Raw genomic sequence first — 15,570 nt, 5'->3', positions numbered from 1 at the left:
GATGTCGGGCATGCATATCTTCAATTGGAAGAATTGGGGAATACGCACGCGGGTGATACTGATCACCTTGTTGCCGGTGATTTACATGTTCTGTTCAGTCGTCTGGTATTCCTATCACTCGCGTCTACAGGAAGCCCGCACGGAACTGGCCGAGCGGGCCTATGTCGTGTCGACCGCGCTGGCGGAAAGTGTGGAATACAATCTGTTGTCCAAAAACATGGCAGGCTTGAGAAGCACCATGGCCGATGTCATGCAGTCAGATCACAGCATTTTCAGGATCGACGTCCTCGATACCGACAAAAAAGATATCGTCCATATCATCTCCGCCAAGCGTTTGCAGGGGGATGAGCGTTACGTCGAAGTACCCATCAAGAAGCAACTGGTATGGGTCAATATTCTGAAAGACTCCACGAATGCGGGCTTGTCCGTACGCAGCATGGAAGCCGCCAAAAAAGCTGGAAAAGACAGTGACATTATTGGCTATATCCGGGTCACCATGTCGCCCACACGTTTACAGGAGAAGCATAGTCAGCGCTTCCAGTTTGAACTGGCACTGAGTGCACTGGCCTTGCTGGTGAGTGCCATGGTGGCCGTGTTCCTGTCGCAAAGTCTGACTTATCCCTTGCAGCGATCGATAGAAACCCTGCGCGAGATACGCGAAGGTGATTATTCCACCACCCTGGAATTAAGCACTGGCGGTGAACTGGGTGATTTGCAGACTTCCATCAATACCATGTCGGTCAGCCTGCAACAGGCCAAGCAAGACCTGGAAAACAAGGTGCAGGAAAGAACCAGGGATTTGCTGGAATCGCGCAATGAAGCACTGAAGGCAAATGCAGAAAAAAGAAAACTGATACAGAAAGTGCATACCATTGTTGAAGATGAGCGCAAAAGCATCGCGATCGAGATTCATGATGAATTGAATGCATCCCTGATCGCTGCACGGCTGGAATCACAGCGCATCCTGCATCTGGCGGAACAGATGACACCAGGTGCGGCGGCAGACGAAATACAGGAAAGAGCCAGGGCCATCACCACGCTGACGCTGGATCTGTATGCCAATGGCCGCAACCTGGTACGGCGCTTGCGACCAGAAGTGTTGGACATGCTGGGCTTGCAGGGAGCAGTCGAAGACATGCTCAGGCATTACAACAGCAATGCGCACGCTTGCCAGTTTCACTTTGACAGCGAGGGTGACTTTTCGCAACTCGACAATGCACTGGCGATTTCTGCTTACCGCATTATTCAGGAAGCCTTGTCGAATGTGCTCAAGCATGCCCATGCCACACAGGTAGAGGTGGCATTGACCATGATGCCTGAACAACAGCTATTGCAGATCGAGGTCAGTGATGATGGTGCCGGTTTCGACATGGGCCATAGTACAGCAGGCATAGGCATTACCGGCATGCGCGAACGGGTCGCGGCTTTTAACGGCGAATTTGACTTGCACTCAGCCAGTGGCCTGGGAACTCAATTGACCATACGCTTGCCGCTGATACCTGCTTGAATGCAGGCGTCAGCAAGAGACAAGCGACCACAAAATTTATACAGAAATCGCCACGGACAAGGTAACCACATAGCCCAGCGTGGCACTGCCGGTCACACTGACCATTTGCAGGCTGGTGCCGTCGCTGAACACATTATCGGTTGCATACGTGATCTGTGCCAGATTGCGTACACTGGTGGTATAACCGGTAGCCTGATAGGCCTCATTCAGCGTCGCCATCGGGAAGGTGAATTGCGATGTTTTCACCTTGTTATTGGCGCTGCTGATCTTGCTTAAACTTGGATACACCTCAAAATGGACATGCGGTATACGGCCCGAATAACAGCCAGGGAAGATGGTCGTGAAACTGACATTGCCGCTGCTGTCGGTTTCCTGCACGCCGCGCAAATAGTTTTCATTGGTGATGCCTGACGAATACATGGAGTAATTGCCATCACGGTCGCAATGCCACAAATAAATCGCATAACCGGCGAGGGATGCACAACTGGTTTTGGTATTCACCAACTGTAATTTGATTGTCAGCGGTACGCCAGCAGCCACTGCGCTGGCACCAGCGATGCTGGACCGTATGTCGCTGCGCACTATGCCAGACAGCAGCAACGCATTGGCAATACTGGTGCCATTGCTGTTGCTGCCATCGCCAGGATATGGGCCGGCTGTTTCTTCCGGGATGACCGTGCATGAACCTGTACTGGTGGTAGTGCCGGTTGTCGTTCCTGTTGTGGTACCTGTGGTCGTGCCTGTAGTAGTGCCGGTACTGGTGCCGGTAGTGGTGGTAGTCCCGGTCGTTGTTGTTGTACCGGTTGCGGTAGAACTGCCGCCGCCACAAGCCAGCAGGGACATGGCGCTACCGGCCGACAGCCAGCGCAGCATTTGCCTTCTGTTGGCGGCCATCTGCAACAGATTGTTCAGGTCGGTTTCGAGGTGTGGGCTAAGCTTGTCCATGGTGTGTATATAGAAGTTGCGGTTGTGGTATTTTGTCTTTGCAAGCTGTAAAGCGCCGTAAATCTAACGTAAAGATAGGTAAGGAATTTGTGTAATTGAACTGAAAACACTGTAAAAGCAGGTAAATTTGCCAAAAATCCAGGCGATGTTTGCTATGATTTATAAACTTACATAACGTATATTGATAACTGGCTGCTCCCAATGACCAAGGTATTACTCGCTGACGATGATGTCGAACTGGTAGGCATGCTCAAGGAATACCTTGAGCGTGAAGGTTTTGTCATTACGACAGCCCATGACGGCGAACAGGCTGCAAAGGAAGCCTTGACCGGTGAACATGAAATCGCCGTACTGGATGTCATGATGCCGCGCATGAACGGTATTGATGCCTTGCGCCGTATCCGCGCTGAAAGCCGCATCCCGGTATTGATGCTGACCGCCAGGGGTGATGACGTCGACCGCATCATCGGTCTGGAACTGGGAGCGGATGATTACGTCCCCAAACCCTGCACGCCACGCGAATTGCTGGCCAGGTTGCGCGCCATCTTGCGACGTACACAGATCGGCGTCAATATCGAGCATGACCGCCAAACCCTGGTGGTGGGTTCCTTGCAAATATGGCCAGGACAGCGCAGGGCCGAATGGAATAACAAATTGCTGGATCTGACCAGTACCGAATTCAGCCTGCTTGAATTGCTGGCAAAAAATGCTGGCCAGACTGTCAGCAAGAGCGATTTGTCGGAGCAGGGCCTGGGCCGGCCATTGACCAGGTTTGATCGCAATATCGATGTACACCTCAGCAGCATACGGCAGAAAATCAGTGCATTTTCTGATGGCCGTACCGTCATACAGACGGTCTACCGGCAGGGCTATATGTTGACCCGCGAGTAATCATGGGGCGCTTGTTCTGGAAGTTCTTTTTCTTTATCTGGCTGGCACAACTGACTGCCATTGCCGGTATCAGTACCACTTTCTGGCTCAAGCATCTGGAGCTGGATAAGGACACTACCACAACACGTACTGCTGATTTTGGCAAGCCACCGCCGTTCGGCGATGGGCCGCGTTTTTCTGGAGATGGACAACGGCCTGGACCTGGTATGTCACCGCGTGGGGAACCGTCATTCAGAGGTGGGCCACCACTAATGCGCGGGCAACCGCATGATGAAATTTCACGTGCGCTGGTGCCCATGTCGGTAGCGTTTTTCGCCAGCCTGCTGTTTGCGGCCTTGATGGCATGGTACATGGCGAAACCGATACGTCGCCTGAGCGAAGCTTTTCATGCACTGGCAGGCGGCAGCCTGCATACCCGCATAGGCGACAGCATGGGACAGCGGCAGGATGAGTTGACGGCACTGGGCCGTGACTTTGACCGCATGGCTGAACAACTGACAGGTGCCTTGCAGAGCCAGCGCCGTCTTTTGCATGATGTGTCGCATGAATTACGTTCGCCACTGGCGCGCTTGCAGGCAGCGATCGGCCTGGCCAGACAGCAGCCGCAAAAAGCCGAAGAATATATGATCAGGATGGAGCGTGAAGCCATACGCATGGACAAGCTGGTGGGTGAACTGCTGACCTTGTCCAGGCTGGAAGCCGGTGCGAATATAGGACAAGACCTCATCCACATGGATGAACTGATGATAGAGCTGATGGATACCGCCAGCTTTGAAGCGCAGTCTGTACAGAAAAATTTTGTCACCACCTGTCAGCCGGAACGACTTGCCCTGGTCGGTGTAAAGGGAAAATATGAGTTGTTGTACCGGGCATTTGAAAACGTTTTGCGCAATGCCCTGCGGCATACCCGGCCGGGCAGCACAGTGACACTGGAAGTAGCCGTGCTGAGCAATGAAATCCAGGTGACGGTGCTTGACGAAGGCAGCGGTGTTCCAGAAGCTGAACTGGACAATATTTTCCGACCGTTTTATCGCGGCCATGATGCCGAGCGCAATACCGATGGCTATGGTCTGGGCCTGGCAATTACCCAGCGCGTCATACAGGCACATGGTGGTCGCATTGTGGCCAGTAACCGCCAGGAAGGTGGTCTTTCCATGCGCATGAGTTTACCGCTGGTGGGGATGCAGTAAGTGTAAATTTTACTGCGGAAATTTTTACTGCGGTCCGTGGTGCGGTATTTACGGTGGACTATACTTATCTTACCGCGTGGTTGACAGGCAAAAACAGGCTGACTGACAGTCCGCCGCCTTCCCTGTTATTGAGAGTAATGCGCCCACCATGGGCTTCTATGATTTCTCGTACCAGTGCCAGCCCCAGTCCGGTGCCGCTGCGTTTGGTGGAATAGAAGGGAATCAGCGCATTCGACATTACCGTATCCGTCATACCGCTACCCCTGTCCATGATTTCTATGCGGGCAATATCCTGCACGACACGTATGGCCAGACCGACTTCACTTTCTACTGAACCCGATTCATGCGCATTCTTCAGCAGGTTGAGCAGGGCATGTTCCATTTGCGCCGGGTCAACATTGATGCTTTCATCGGGGATGTTGCCGCTTATCGTGAACGTGATTTGCGATTTCAATCCGTTGATGAAGCTTATCCAGTTGATGTTTTCCAGACGGGGTGTCGGCAATTTCGCAAACCTGGCATATCCATCGATAAAACTTTCCAGATGGCGGGTGCGCTCTTCTATGGTGTGCAGGATGGCAGGCAGGCGTTCCGTTTGTCCGCGTCGTACCAGTTCCGTGGCCGAATTGGCCAGCGAGGCCACGGGGGCCAGTGAATTATTCAATTCATGACTGATGACGCGTATGACTTTCTTCCAGGTCTGTACTTCCTGACGGCGCAATTCCACCGTCAGGTGACGCAGCAGGAATAATTCATGATGTCGTCCATTCAGGCTGAAATGACGGCGTGCCAGGTGATAGACTTCTTCCTCTTCATCGGCACTGGCTGCACTGACAGTGAACAGACCATCACCGCCGCGCTGTATGGCTTCGCGCAAAGACAGTGAAACACGGTTCAGCAATTCATTGAAATGATGACCTTCCAGCTTGCGCCCCTGATTGAGCAATTGGCGGGCCACGATATTCGCAAAGACGATGACGCTTTGATCGGTGGTCAGCAGCATGGCTACCGGCGTATTTTGCAGCATGGTGTCGAGCAGGAGCTCGCGCTGTACCAGGTCCAGGCGCTGGCTGCGCAATATGTCGCCGAGCGCATTGTGGGCGTCGACCAGTTCCCCCAGTTCATCGGCATACGGCCAATGCACACCAAAAGAAAAATCATTGTCCTGATAACTGATGACCGTACCGGCCAGCGTATGGAACAGCCGTATGACGGAATGCAACTGGCTGCGTATGATGATCACGCCGACAGGCAGCATCACCAGCAGGCTGATGGAAGCTGTCAGCAGGGGATGCAGATCCAGCCAGTAGTGCAGGCCGGTAGTCAGTGATACCGCCAGGGTCAGCAGGCCCGCAACGCTGAGACTGAGACGGCTGATCAATGACGGTACCAGCGTTTTCCCGGTTTTGCCATGCTTGTCTGATGAGTCTGACATCATGCGTTACGGTTGATGCCCAACCTGTCCATGCGGCGATACAGGGCTTGCCGGCTTAATCCCAATTCAGCCGCTGCCTGTACCACCACGCCACCGGCCTTGCTCAGTGCCCGTTCTATGGCTTCCTTGTCCGGTTCATTGTCGCTACTGGCCCAGGAGATACTGGCAGGCAAGCCTAAATCGGCTGGCATGATTTCATTTTTAGCCGCCAGCAGGCAGGCACGTTGCAAGACATTTTTCAGTTCCCTGACATTGCCTGGCCATGCATATTGTTGCAGGCAGCTTTCTGCCGTCGGGTGCAGGCTTTTACCGTCGGACAGAAAAGATTCTGCCAGCGGCAAGATGTCGCCAGTCCGTTCGGCCAGCGGTGGCAGATGCAATTCAATCACGTTCAAGCGGTACAGCAAATCTTGGCGGAAGCTGCCGGCCCTGATCATGGCTTGCAAGTCGGCATTGGTGGCGCTGAGTACCCTGACCTTGACCTGTCTTTCCTTGTTGGACCCCAGGCGTTCGAAACGCCCGGTTTCCAGTACACGCAATAATTTCATCTGGCCCGCCAAAGGCAGGTTGCCGATTTCATCGAGAAACAGAGTGCCCCCGTCAGCGGCTTCAAACTTGCCTTCGCGGGCCTTGCCGGCACCGGTATAGGCACCGGCTTCGGTTCCAAACAATTCAGCTTCGATCAGTTCTGACGGCAGGGCACCGCAATTCAGGATAACAAAAGGGCCGTCCCTGACGCTGGAATTGGCCTGGATGATTTGCGCTATCCTTTCCTTGCCCGCGCCGTTGGGGCCGGTAATCAGCACCGGCACATCGGCACGTGCAACCTGGCAAGCCATGCCCAGCACGCGCTCGGTGGCGGCATCATTCCAGACCAGACCGCACAGATTGAATTTTTGTTCCAGCTCGCGTTTTTGCTTGCGCTCTCTTTGCAGTCGCGGTTGCAGTGCACGATTGGTCTGGCCCAGTTCTATCAGGTTACGGACGGTTGTCAGCAGCTTTTGATCATTCCAGGGTTTGCCCAGATAATCCGCCGCGCCTGACTTGATCAGATTGACGGCGGTATCGAGATGGGTCCAGGCTGTCAGCAACACCACGGGCAAATCTGGAAAGTGTTTGCGAATTTCACTAAACAAAGCTTCGCCTTCTTCGCCAGAGGTGGTATCTGCTGTAAAGTTCATATCCTGTATCACCAGATCAACGGCGTGCTGGTCCAGCATCGCCAGGCCCTGTTCTGGCGATGTGGCACAGATTGCATCGATATCATGCAGCGAAAACAGTACTTCCAGTGCCACCGCAACGGTGGCGTTATCATCAATAATCAGTACAGTAGGCATGGTTGGTGTCTGGATTTTCAGGGCTTCAGGTACTGCGTGTGGCTGTGGCCGGGGATATAGCTGCTGCACGCGCTGCCGGCCCCGCAACCGCGATGATACCAAGTATCCAGAAAATAACACTTCCTACCAGCAAATATTGCACTGGTAATTTGGTCAGTTCCAGTTTGCTGACCAGTAGCTGGTTCAGGGCGATTGCCAATGCCGTGCCACAGAAAATGCCGATACTGGTGATCATGACGTTCTCTGTCACGAAATAACGCAGGATGTCGATCCGGCGCGCACCCAGCGCACGTCGCACGCCGATATGTTTGCGGCGTTGTGTCACCCACAGGCTGGAAATACCCACGATGCCGCTGGCAGTCACCAACAAGAGCAATACGCAAACAGCGATCAGCATCCAGGCCAGACCATTGTCAGCGCGATAGCGTCTGGTTCGGTCTTCTTCCAGGGTGCGCATATTGATAATCAGGGGTGTTGCAGACGCTTTTCTGAGCGCCGTCTCAACATCCTTCATGACACGATCACGCTGACCTGGTTCAGCGCGTACTGAATACTTGGAATACGGGTCATTCGACATGCGTATTGGCAAGATAACTGAAATTTCACCCTTTGCGCCGATTTGGGCGGCATGGGTTTGCAAGCGTTCAAGCACGCCAATGATACGCGTCGCATAGGCATCGTCACCAGTGCCAAAATAGATCGTTTTTCCTACAACACTGGCCTGGTCAGGGAACAGTTTCTCTGCAAGGGCTTTGGTGATGATGACGACATCAGGAAATTCCTTGCTGGTGCTGGTGTCAATTTCGCGAAACTCACCCTGATTGAAGTCACGCCCGTCGGCCAGTTTGATGCCCCAGAGCTTCATCAGGGATTCGGACGTGACATACATCGAGACGTTGGCGCTGGTGGCAGCCTGTTTTCTGTCCAGCGAAACACCAGTGGTACTACCCGACCAGGACAATGGCGTCTGGCTTACTCTTGTGACGCCCTGCACGCCAGCAACGCCGCGTATGGTTGCTTCATCCTGCTTTTGGGTGGCGATCTGTTCTGCATGCTCAGCCAATTTACGGTTGCTGAGGTTGATGGAGAACAGGTCATTTTCTTCTGTCAGGCCGCTGGGGCGTGCAACTACTTCCATGCGCAGTTGTACGATGTACACGGCGTTGGCCAGGATTGCCAGACTGATTGCGACTTGCAGGGCCACCAGGATGGCGCCTGTCTTGCTACGCATCAGCGCAGACAAAATGGGGCGAATTTCCAGATTGAGTTTCATATTAGCCTCATTGTGATTTGAGTTGTATTGCAGGCGTCACCTGGCATGCGCGCCAGGTCGGGAATAATCCCGCCAATATGGCTGCCGTGACTGACATGACGAAGGTGATGGCCAGCATTTGCCAGTCCATGTGTGCGACTACAGTAAGCTGTTTCGATTGCATGGCGATCAGGGCGAGTGCGCCAAAAGCCAGTAGCAGACCAGTGACACCGCCAGCCAGACCAATGACGCTGCTTTCGATGAGAAACTGATTAAATATTTCTTTGCGGGATGCACCCAGTGCACGTCGCACCCCCACTTCTGATGCCCGTACAGAAAACTTGGCCAATAAAAGACCCACAGTATTCACCAGGCATAACAGCAGAAAACCAAACGCCAGCCATGCAGACAATCTATTGTCGTTGCCAACCACTTTGGCTTCGTCCAGCCATTCCATGACATTGAACAGTTTGTTTTTTGTCTGACGCATGAAACGGCCCAGCTTGCGCTGCTCAGCAGCATAATTGTCGAGATAGCTTTGCAGTTCCTGACGCTGACCTTCTGACTTCAATTCAAACCAGAAGCTTAACCATGTGCATTCAGAATCCAGTCGTCCCTGCCAGCCGGGTGCGGTGTCGCCAGTACAGCCCATGCCGCCAGCGTGGGTAATCTCATGCCGGATGGCGCTTGCAAGAGGAATAAAAAAATCTTCCTGCGTGCCAAATGTGGCGTTACGGTAAAAGCGTGGACTTGGTTCCCAGGTATTGAGTACGCCGACTATCTGGAACTGGTGGCCTATCATGGTCAGGTACTGACCAACAGGATTGGTATTGCCGTACAGTTTTTCAGCCAGTTTTTTTCCAAGCACGACAACGTCGGCAGCTTTCTTGTCGTCGTTATCAGTCCACCCCTGGCCATACAAAAAGGGTGTATCAAACATGGCGAAAAAGTCCTTGGTCACAGCGCTACCTTCTGGCTCTATTGCAGGCAAGTCTTTGCGTGCCGGTTCTATGGCCATTAATATGCCGTACATAGCCGTACGTCTTTCTCCAATTTGGGTCGGCAGATGATTCATGACATCCCGGTAAGTCAACTGGGTATCATTCGGTTTATCGTTTGGTGTGTAGCCTTTCAGCGGGCCATTGTCCATCACGGGAGTGAACAGACGGTTGCTCTTGTGTGGTATCGGGTCACCCGACATCACATGCAAAATCGTCAGTGTGGAAATGCTGGCAGCAACGCCCACAGCCAGGGTCAGCACCATCAGTGCAGTCAGGGCCGGGTTGCGGCGCAGGCTGCGTATGCCCAGAAAAAAATAATATTGAAACATGTCACTACTCCTTAGGCGACAGCCGAACGATCGACTTCATTGGCAGAGTCATCTGCCTTGCCTTCCGCCTTGGCGTCATACAGCGAAGGCATCTTGCGCACCAGATCACTGACCTGACCATCGATGATGTGGACATTGCGCTGGGCGCGTACAGCCAGTTCGGGATCATGCGTTACCATCAGAATGGTCGTACCCTTGGCATTGATTTCTTCCAGCAATTCCATGACACTGCGGGCCATTTGTGTATCCAGATTACCGGTCGGTTCATCGGCCAGCAATAATTTGGGAGAACCGGCCAGTGCACGTGCAATGGCCACCCGTTGCTGCTGTCCACCCGACAATTCCGCCGGATAATGTTTCATGCGCGAAGCCAGACCAACCTGGGCCAGCGCCGCTTCTATGCGGTCCTTGCGTTCAGTGGCGTTCAAACCTCGATAACGCAGGGGAACATCGACATTGTCGAACAAATTCAAATCAGGAATTAGATTGAAGCCCTGGAAAATGAAACCCAGTTTTTCATTGCGCAAACGGGTGCGGGCATTGTCATTCATACCTTTGACATTGATGCCGTCGAGCAGATAATCACCATCATTAAAATCTTCCAGCAAACCGGCGATGTTCAGGAAGGTGGTTTTTCCGGAACCGGACGGGCCGGTCACGGTGACAAATTCACCTTCCTTGACATGGATGTCAAAGCCGCGCAGGGCATGGGTTTCTATCAAATGGGTACGGTAAACTTTGCTCAGGCTTTTCATGCGTAACATGGGATATTCCTTTTTAAATTAATTAATTATTGATAGAAACGCTGGTCGCGCTTTCAAATGTATCGGTACCTGATATCACGACTTTGTCGCCGTCCTTCAAACCACTGAGAATTTCTACTGCAGAGATACTGGTTGCACCCAATTTGATGGGACGGCGCTGGGCTATACCTTTGTCAACAACGTAGGCAAAGCGTCCGCCGTCTGCCTCAACAAAGGGGCCGCGCGGCAAGATCATGACGTTGGTTTTTTCTTCCATCAGCAAGCGGGCTGAGACGCGCTGGCTTTGACGCAAGCCTTCAGGTTGCTTGCCGCTGAAACGGACTCTGGCAAGTATCTGGTTCTTCACCACTTCTGGCGAGATAGCCGTCAAGGTACCCATGATCTTGTTATTGTTGATCATGATTTCTGCTTTCATGCCCAGACCCAGATCGGTCATATACGATTCCGGAATTTCCACTTCGACTTCCAGTTGCGACAGATCAACCAGGGTCATCAGTGCCGTATTGGCTGCCACCACACTGCGGTTGGAAATGGCCAGGCTGCCGATGATACCGTCTACCGGTGCGCGTAATTTCAATTCGTCGACGCGACGTTTGGCATAGTCCAGGCTCAGGCGCTGACGCTGCAACTGGCTCATTTTTGTTTTCAGTTCCAGGGTCACGTCTTCGTTTTCCAGATCGGCTGCCTGCGCTGCATGTTTGGAACGTATTTCTGTGGAATGCATGGCATCCTGCGCTTTCAGGAAATCATTCTTGGCGACCACACCAACGACACCTGCGGCTTCTATGCGCTGGAAGGCCCGTTGTGCAGCCACGCGCTCTATTTCTGCCTGGTCAGCATCACGGCGGGCGATCAGCTTTTGCTTTTTTGCCAGTATCTGCTGGCGAGCGACTTCGGCTTCCAGTTGTTCGGTATTGGATTGTTCGCGTTTAAACTGGTCAGTCAGGTCGGGCGATTCTATTTCGGCGACGATATCCCCTTTCTTGACCGTTTCACCGGCGCTCACCTTCAACGTGACCGTACCACCGGCGCTGGAATACAGAGTAGGGCTGATTGCCGCCACAATCCTGCCGTTGACGGATGCATCCCTGACCAGAGTACCGTGAGTGACTTCTGCAATGTGCAGGCGCGATGCATTCACCGACTGGCTGCTGCCACGCCAGGCAGACATCAGCAACACCAGGGCAGTGATGCCAGCCAGGCTGGTGCATGCAATGATCAACAGGCGCTTGCGGGTTTGCCCCTTACTGGTGGACAACTTGGTATCTTGGGCTGAGGTATCTCGTATCATGATGTGCATGCTTGTTGAATTGAATGCATGACATTTAGCAGAAACCGTGCCAGTTGTAAGTTGTTGAATATTAAGGGAAAATTTTTAAGGTGATTTGTCCGCTCCGTCCGTTATTTGTCCGCGTTCAGCATGCGGGCAGTCAGGATGACGGAGGACGGTCCGGCGCTGCAGGAGACTTACCCACAAGCTATCAACCGGTTGCTCACCACTTATCCACTATTTTCGGGTGACTTATACATGTCTTATCCACAGCTTGTGCTCAGCTTATTAGTCCAGACAAGCTGGCGTCATCAGAGGCGTGGGCATTATGAGTAGATAGGACCTTATCTACCCTTGATATCGACAACCCAGGTTTTCATCGTTTGTTGCAGGATACCTGCGCTGCAAGCCGCCACGGCAATTAATACCTGCATGCTGACTGACAGTAGACTGGCTACACCGTTGAAACCGAATGCATCGATCATGCTGATATGGGTCGTATTGACTGCGACATACAGACCAAACAGGAATAACGACATGAAGGTGCGTGAGGTGCCGGACAGGCGGCCCAGCAGGTTGGCGATAGCACTGAAGCTGATGATGCCGGTGATGACGGCTGCCGCCCGCACCGGCTCATGTACCAGCCAGCGCAAGGCGATGACACCGGTCAGCATGAAACCAATGCCGGCGCTGGCAGCAAGATGGCGGATATACGCCAGACTGGCGCCCCCAGCGGCACTGCCGGTCATGTCCGCAGTAGTGGTTTGTTCGTCGCGTGTGCTGATGTCACTGATCAATATTCCCCATATGGCAACCGTCAGCATCAACAGGCCAGGCAGTGAAGTGGCGGACAGGAGTAGGGACAGGACAGGTATCAGCAACAAGACCAGGCCGGCAACAGGTGCACTGGCCACGGTCAGCGCCATCTCCGCCACAAGCTGACCAGTCATGCCCTGCAATGCCTGTGCCAGACGGAACAGGGGCTGTGCCAGCCGTGCGAACGGGCGCAGCCATTGATTCAGATATCCTAGTGGTGAGCGGCGTTGTCTGGCACGTGCCATCCGTACGCGGTCTGGTGAAAATCGGTGGAATAACATGATTGCCGGAACCAAAGGCATGATGGCCAGCAAGGCGCTGATAGCACGTATCGTCATCACTTTCAGCGACCACAGCGATGCAGGAAGGGTGATGGCCGTTAGTGCCGGGTCAAAGCTGGCAGTGCCCAGCGAAAGATACGTGGTGTCGACATAAGCCTTCAAATTTGCCATGGCCGTAGCCAGGCCGATAAAATCAAAATACATGGCGGGATCAATCCTGCCTGCGACTGAGCCATCTATTTTTGCCATCAGTACCAGTTGTCCTACCCAGATGAAGAAAAAAATCACATCACCTGCTTTACCCATCAGTGGTGAGAAGCTGTCAAACAGGATGGCGCAACTGGCACAAAACAAAGCCATCGGCAACAGTAGCAGGACATAAGTCTGCACATAGATACCCAGTTCGATGGGAGCTTCGCCGCGTAACAAATGGCATATCAGCATCGCCCCCAGCAGTGCCAGTATCAGGGTCAGCAAATACAGCGTGCCACCCAGTGCACGGCAACATAAAAACAAGACATTGCCAACCGGCGTGGCAGCAATCACGCTACCACTGCCGCTGCGCAAATCTTCTGCTATGCGACCACGTACCAGATAAAAACCGGCCAGGCCCAGCAACAGACTGGCGAGTGACGCGCTACCCAGGGCCATGGTCGAACTGGTATATAAAACGCGGGCATGGTTGATTGACATCAGGGTGTTGCCCGTGCCCGGATCGGGAATCATCATCCACGCCAGCACGATGACCACCAGCATGGTCACGACGGTGTTCAGACGGCGCATGCGCAATCTGATTTCATTCAATATCAGCGTGCAGATCAGATGGAAAGTCATGCTGCCAGCTCCTGGCTTGCGTAACGTTGTGCCATCAATGCTTCTTCCAGACTGGGCGTAGCATGCCTGGCACCAGTACAGGGTTGGTGAGGGTGTGCAATGCGCAGACTGACTTGACTTCCCTGTTTGTGGGATTGCAGCACGTGTACCTGCTTGCGCAGGATTTCGTATTCCTGCGCGTCCACTTCGGCCGACCAGATCTGTCCGTGGGCCTGCGCAAGAATTTGCTCCGGCGTTTCAAAGGCGATCAATTCCCCTTTGCGCATGATGGCCAACTGGCTGGCAATGCTTTCCACATCAGAAACGATATGGGTGGACATGATGACCAGTTTCTTGAACCCCAGCTCACTGATCAGATTGCGGAAACGCAGACGTTCTTCCGGATCCAGACCTGCGGTTGGTTCATCGACAATCAGGATGTCCGGATCATTCAGCAAAGCCTGGGCGATACCCAGGCGACGTCGCATGCCGCCAGAAAAGCTCGCGGCCTGACGTTTTGCCTGATCGTGCAGATTCACCAGTTCCAGCAAATGATGGATGCGGGCCGGGTCACGTACCCCTTTCAGGGCCGCAAAATATTGCATGAATTCGAGTGCTGTCAGATTCGGATATACGCCAAAATCCTGCGGCAGAAACCCCAGCCGGCTACGCATGGCTTGCGGTTTTTTGGCAATATCCTGTCCCTGGAAAAGGATATTGCCACTGCTGGGTTGCGTCAGTGTTGCCACCATTTGCATCAGGGTCGTCTTGCCTGCACCGTTATGCCCTATCAAACCCACCACGCCGGCTTCAAGCTGCAAGGACACATCCTTGACCGCAGTCAGTTTTTTGCCGAAATGTTTGCTGACGTGGCGTATCTCTAGCATGACGTATCCCTATGAAATGAGTTCTAGCATTTTGATGTTATGACTGTAGTACAAGCCAGCTTCAAAAATGCTGAGTAAGAGACGGAATGCAGATTTCTTGGGATGGAAGGGAGATTTTCCGGTCTGGCAGCTGACACCTGCCTACCAGTCTGGAAGGAATGTCTTCTGAATAGGACTTACGCAAAATTGTCCCAGCAAGGCGCTGCAACGTAGCTGCGGCGGTTTTGCGTAAGTCCTACTGAATATATTTTTGTGGCGACGGTTATGGCAGGCGCATGCGCCTATACTGGTTAGTCACCAAATTCTTGGTGTTACCAGGAGATTATCGTGAGTAAGGTACAACAGAGTAATAAAGAAACCAAGAAGCAGGCCGCCAGCACACCCAAGGAAAAGAAGGCAGCAAAGCAAGCCAAGAAAGAGGCGTCAACGGTGATACCGTGGACGCAACGTAACGGCGCCTGATCTGACCCTGATTTGGCCCTGATTTGGCCCTGATTTGGCCATTATGCAATGGCCAACGCAGGCTTGATATTGTCTGGGTTCTATAACATCACTGCCCCTTGTTTTTCATCCATAAGGAAGTAAAACAAGGGGCAGTGCTTTATTGCATTAACAGAATAAATCAGTACAAACTAACTTGGGTCACCCCCCCTCAAACCGGCATAAACCTCGCCAAATACTCAGGCGAATTAATAAACTGCCCGATGAGCGTCACCGCATCCGTGCCCGACTGCGCCAGCAACTGATTGAAGGTTGCTGCATCCGGTGCATGACCCAGCAGCCCGATATAATCCAGCGTCAGCGAGACCTTGGATTGGGAACTGGCCTTGAACTCTGTCGACTCTGTAAAGC

The 15,570-nt window shown here is 53.0% G+C and carries 14 protein-coding genes; 4 read left to right on the top strand and 10 right to left on the bottom strand.

What is annotated here, in order from left to right; translation table 11 throughout:
• Positions 1-10: 10 nt before the first annotated feature.
• Entirely contained in the window at positions 11-1,507 is a 1,497-nt protein-coding gene (locus ACO0LK_RS02470; protein ID WP_422971859.1) for an ATP-binding protein, read from the top strand.
• A 36-nt stretch (positions 1,508-1,543) separates the two neighbouring features.
• On the opposite strand, the gene ACO0LK_RS02465 is transcribed toward ACO0LK_RS02470, so the two are convergent.
• The gene (locus ACO0LK_RS02465; RefSeq protein ID WP_422971857.1) at positions 1,544-2,452 is read right to left on the bottom strand and encodes an intradiol ring-cleavage dioxygenase; all 909 of its coding nucleotides are present in this window, start codon (positions 2,450-2,452) and stop codon (positions 1,544-1,546) included.
• A 201-nt stretch (positions 2,453-2,653) separates the two neighbouring features.
• Between ACO0LK_RS02465 and ACO0LK_RS02460 the strand changes: the two genes are divergently transcribed.
• Both ACO0LK_RS02460 and ACO0LK_RS02455 read left to right on the top strand, forming a co-directional pair.
• Positions 2,654-3,343 (top strand): response regulator, encoded by a 690-nt coding sequence (locus ACO0LK_RS02460; protein WP_422971855.1) that lies wholly within the window; start codon positions 2,654-2,656, stop codon positions 3,341-3,343.
• 2 nt (positions 3,344-3,345) lie between these two features.
• Positions 3,346-4,533: an ATP-binding protein gene (locus tag ACO0LK_RS02455; protein ID WP_422971853.1), complete on the top strand. Its 1,188-nt coding sequence runs from the start codon at positions 3,346-3,348 to the stop codon at positions 4,531-4,533.
• A gap of 64 nt (positions 4,534-4,597) precedes the next feature.
• On the opposite strand, the gene ACO0LK_RS02450 is transcribed toward ACO0LK_RS02455, so the two are convergent.
• From ACO0LK_RS02450 to ACO0LK_RS02415, 8 genes are all read right to left on the bottom strand, one after another.
• On the bottom strand, positions 4,598-5,968 hold the full coding sequence (locus tag ACO0LK_RS02450) for a sensor histidine kinase (RefSeq protein ID WP_422971851.1): 1,371 nt from the start codon (positions 5,966-5,968) through the stop codon (positions 4,598-4,600).
• The gene (locus ACO0LK_RS02445; protein ID WP_422971849.1) at positions 5,968-7,305 is read right to left on the bottom strand and encodes a sigma-54-dependent transcriptional regulator; all 1,338 of its coding nucleotides are present in this window, start codon (positions 7,303-7,305) and stop codon (positions 5,968-5,970) included. The genes ACO0LK_RS02450 and ACO0LK_RS02445 overlap by 1 nt, the downstream gene beginning before the upstream one ends.
• Positions 7,306-7,330: 25 nt before the next feature.
• Positions 7,331-8,578: an ABC transporter permease gene (locus tag ACO0LK_RS02440; RefSeq protein WP_422971847.1), complete on the bottom strand. Its 1,248-nt coding sequence runs from the start codon at positions 8,576-8,578 to the stop codon at positions 7,331-7,333.
• 7 nt (positions 8,579-8,585) lie between these two features.
• Positions 8,586-9,887: an ABC transporter permease gene (locus ACO0LK_RS02435; RefSeq protein ID WP_422971845.1), complete on the bottom strand. Its 1,302-nt coding sequence runs from the start codon at positions 9,885-9,887 to the stop codon at positions 8,586-8,588.
• 11 nt (positions 9,888-9,898) lie between these two features.
• The gene (locus tag ACO0LK_RS02430) at positions 9,899-10,651 is read right to left on the bottom strand and encodes an ABC transporter ATP-binding protein (protein ID WP_422971843.1); all 753 of its coding nucleotides are present in this window, start codon (positions 10,649-10,651) and stop codon (positions 9,899-9,901) included.
• 22 nt (positions 10,652-10,673) lie between these two features.
• Positions 10,674-11,942, bottom strand: a complete 1,269-nt coding sequence (locus ACO0LK_RS02425; protein WP_422971841.1) for an efflux RND transporter periplasmic adaptor subunit — start codon at positions 11,940-11,942, stop codon at positions 10,674-10,676.
• 323 nt (positions 11,943-12,265) lie between these two features.
• Positions 12,266-13,852, bottom strand: coding sequence for a hypothetical protein (locus ACO0LK_RS02420; protein ID WP_422971839.1), 1,587 nt, complete (start codon positions 13,850-13,852; stop codon positions 12,266-12,268).
• On the bottom strand, positions 13,849-14,718 hold the full coding sequence (locus ACO0LK_RS02415) for an ABC transporter ATP-binding protein (RefSeq protein ID WP_422971838.1): 870 nt from the start codon (positions 14,716-14,718) through the stop codon (positions 13,849-13,851). The genes ACO0LK_RS02420 and ACO0LK_RS02415 overlap by 4 nt, the downstream gene beginning before the upstream one ends.
• Before the next feature lie 327 nt (positions 14,719-15,045).
• On the opposite strand from ACO0LK_RS02415, the gene ACO0LK_RS02410 reads away from it, so the two are divergent.
• Positions 15,046-15,180, top strand: a complete 135-nt coding sequence (locus ACO0LK_RS02410; RefSeq protein WP_268977627.1) for a hypothetical protein — start codon at positions 15,046-15,048, stop codon at positions 15,178-15,180.
• 190 nt (positions 15,181-15,370) lie between these two features.
• Here ACO0LK_RS02410 and ACO0LK_RS02405 read toward each other — a convergent pair.
• A partial coding sequence (locus tag ACO0LK_RS02405) for a hypothetical protein (RefSeq protein WP_422971835.1) occupies positions 15,371-15,570 on the bottom strand: 200 nt, incomplete at its 5' end.

The sequence above is a fragment of the Undibacterium sp. Ji49W genome (genome assembly GCF_049340205.1).
Classification (GTDB): Bacteria; Pseudomonadota; Gammaproteobacteria; order Burkholderiales; family Burkholderiaceae_D; genus Undibacterium.
This window is presented reverse-complemented; position numbering and strand designations above follow the sequence as displayed.

Coding starts and splice junctions, on each gene's coding strand:
- ACO0LK_RS02440 (WP_422971847.1), bottom strand. CDS start 8,578: ATGAAACTCAATCTGGAAATTCGCCCCATTTTGTCTGCGCTGATGCGT.
- ACO0LK_RS02470 (WP_422971859.1), top strand. CDS start 11: ATGCATATCTTCAATTGGAAGAATTGGGGAATACGCACGCGGGTGATA.
- ACO0LK_RS02450 (WP_422971851.1), bottom strand. CDS start 5,968: ATGTCAGACTCATCAGACAAGCATGGCAAAACCGGGAAAACGCTGGTA.
- ACO0LK_RS02460 (WP_422971855.1), top strand. CDS start 2,654: ATGACCAAGGTATTACTCGCTGACGATGATGTCGAACTGGTAGGCATG.
- ACO0LK_RS02415 (WP_422971838.1), bottom strand. CDS start 14,718: ATGCTAGAGATACGCCACGTCAGCAAACATTTCGGCAAAAAACTGACT.
- ACO0LK_RS02430 (WP_422971843.1), bottom strand. CDS start 10,651: ATGTTACGCATGAAAAGCCTGAGCAAAGTTTACCGTACCCATTTGATA.
- ACO0LK_RS02425 (WP_422971841.1), bottom strand. CDS start 11,942: ATGATACGAGATACCTCAGCCCAAGATACCAAGTTGTCCACCAGTAAG.
- ACO0LK_RS02465 (WP_422971857.1), bottom strand. CDS start 2,452: ATGGACAAGCTTAGCCCACACCTCGAAACCGACCTGAACAATCTGTTG.
- ACO0LK_RS02455 (WP_422971853.1), top strand. CDS start 3,346: ATGGGGCGCTTGTTCTGGAAGTTCTTTTTCTTTATCTGGCTGGCACAA.
- ACO0LK_RS02420 (WP_422971839.1), bottom strand. CDS start 13,852: ATGACTTTCCATCTGATCTGCACGCTGATATTGAATGAAATCAGATTG.
- ACO0LK_RS02435 (WP_422971845.1), bottom strand. CDS start 9,887: ATGTTTCAATATTATTTTTTTCTGGGCATACGCAGCCTGCGCCGCAAC.
- ACO0LK_RS02445 (WP_422971849.1), bottom strand. CDS start 7,305: ATGCCTACTGTACTGATTATTGATGATAACGCCACCGTTGCGGTGGCA.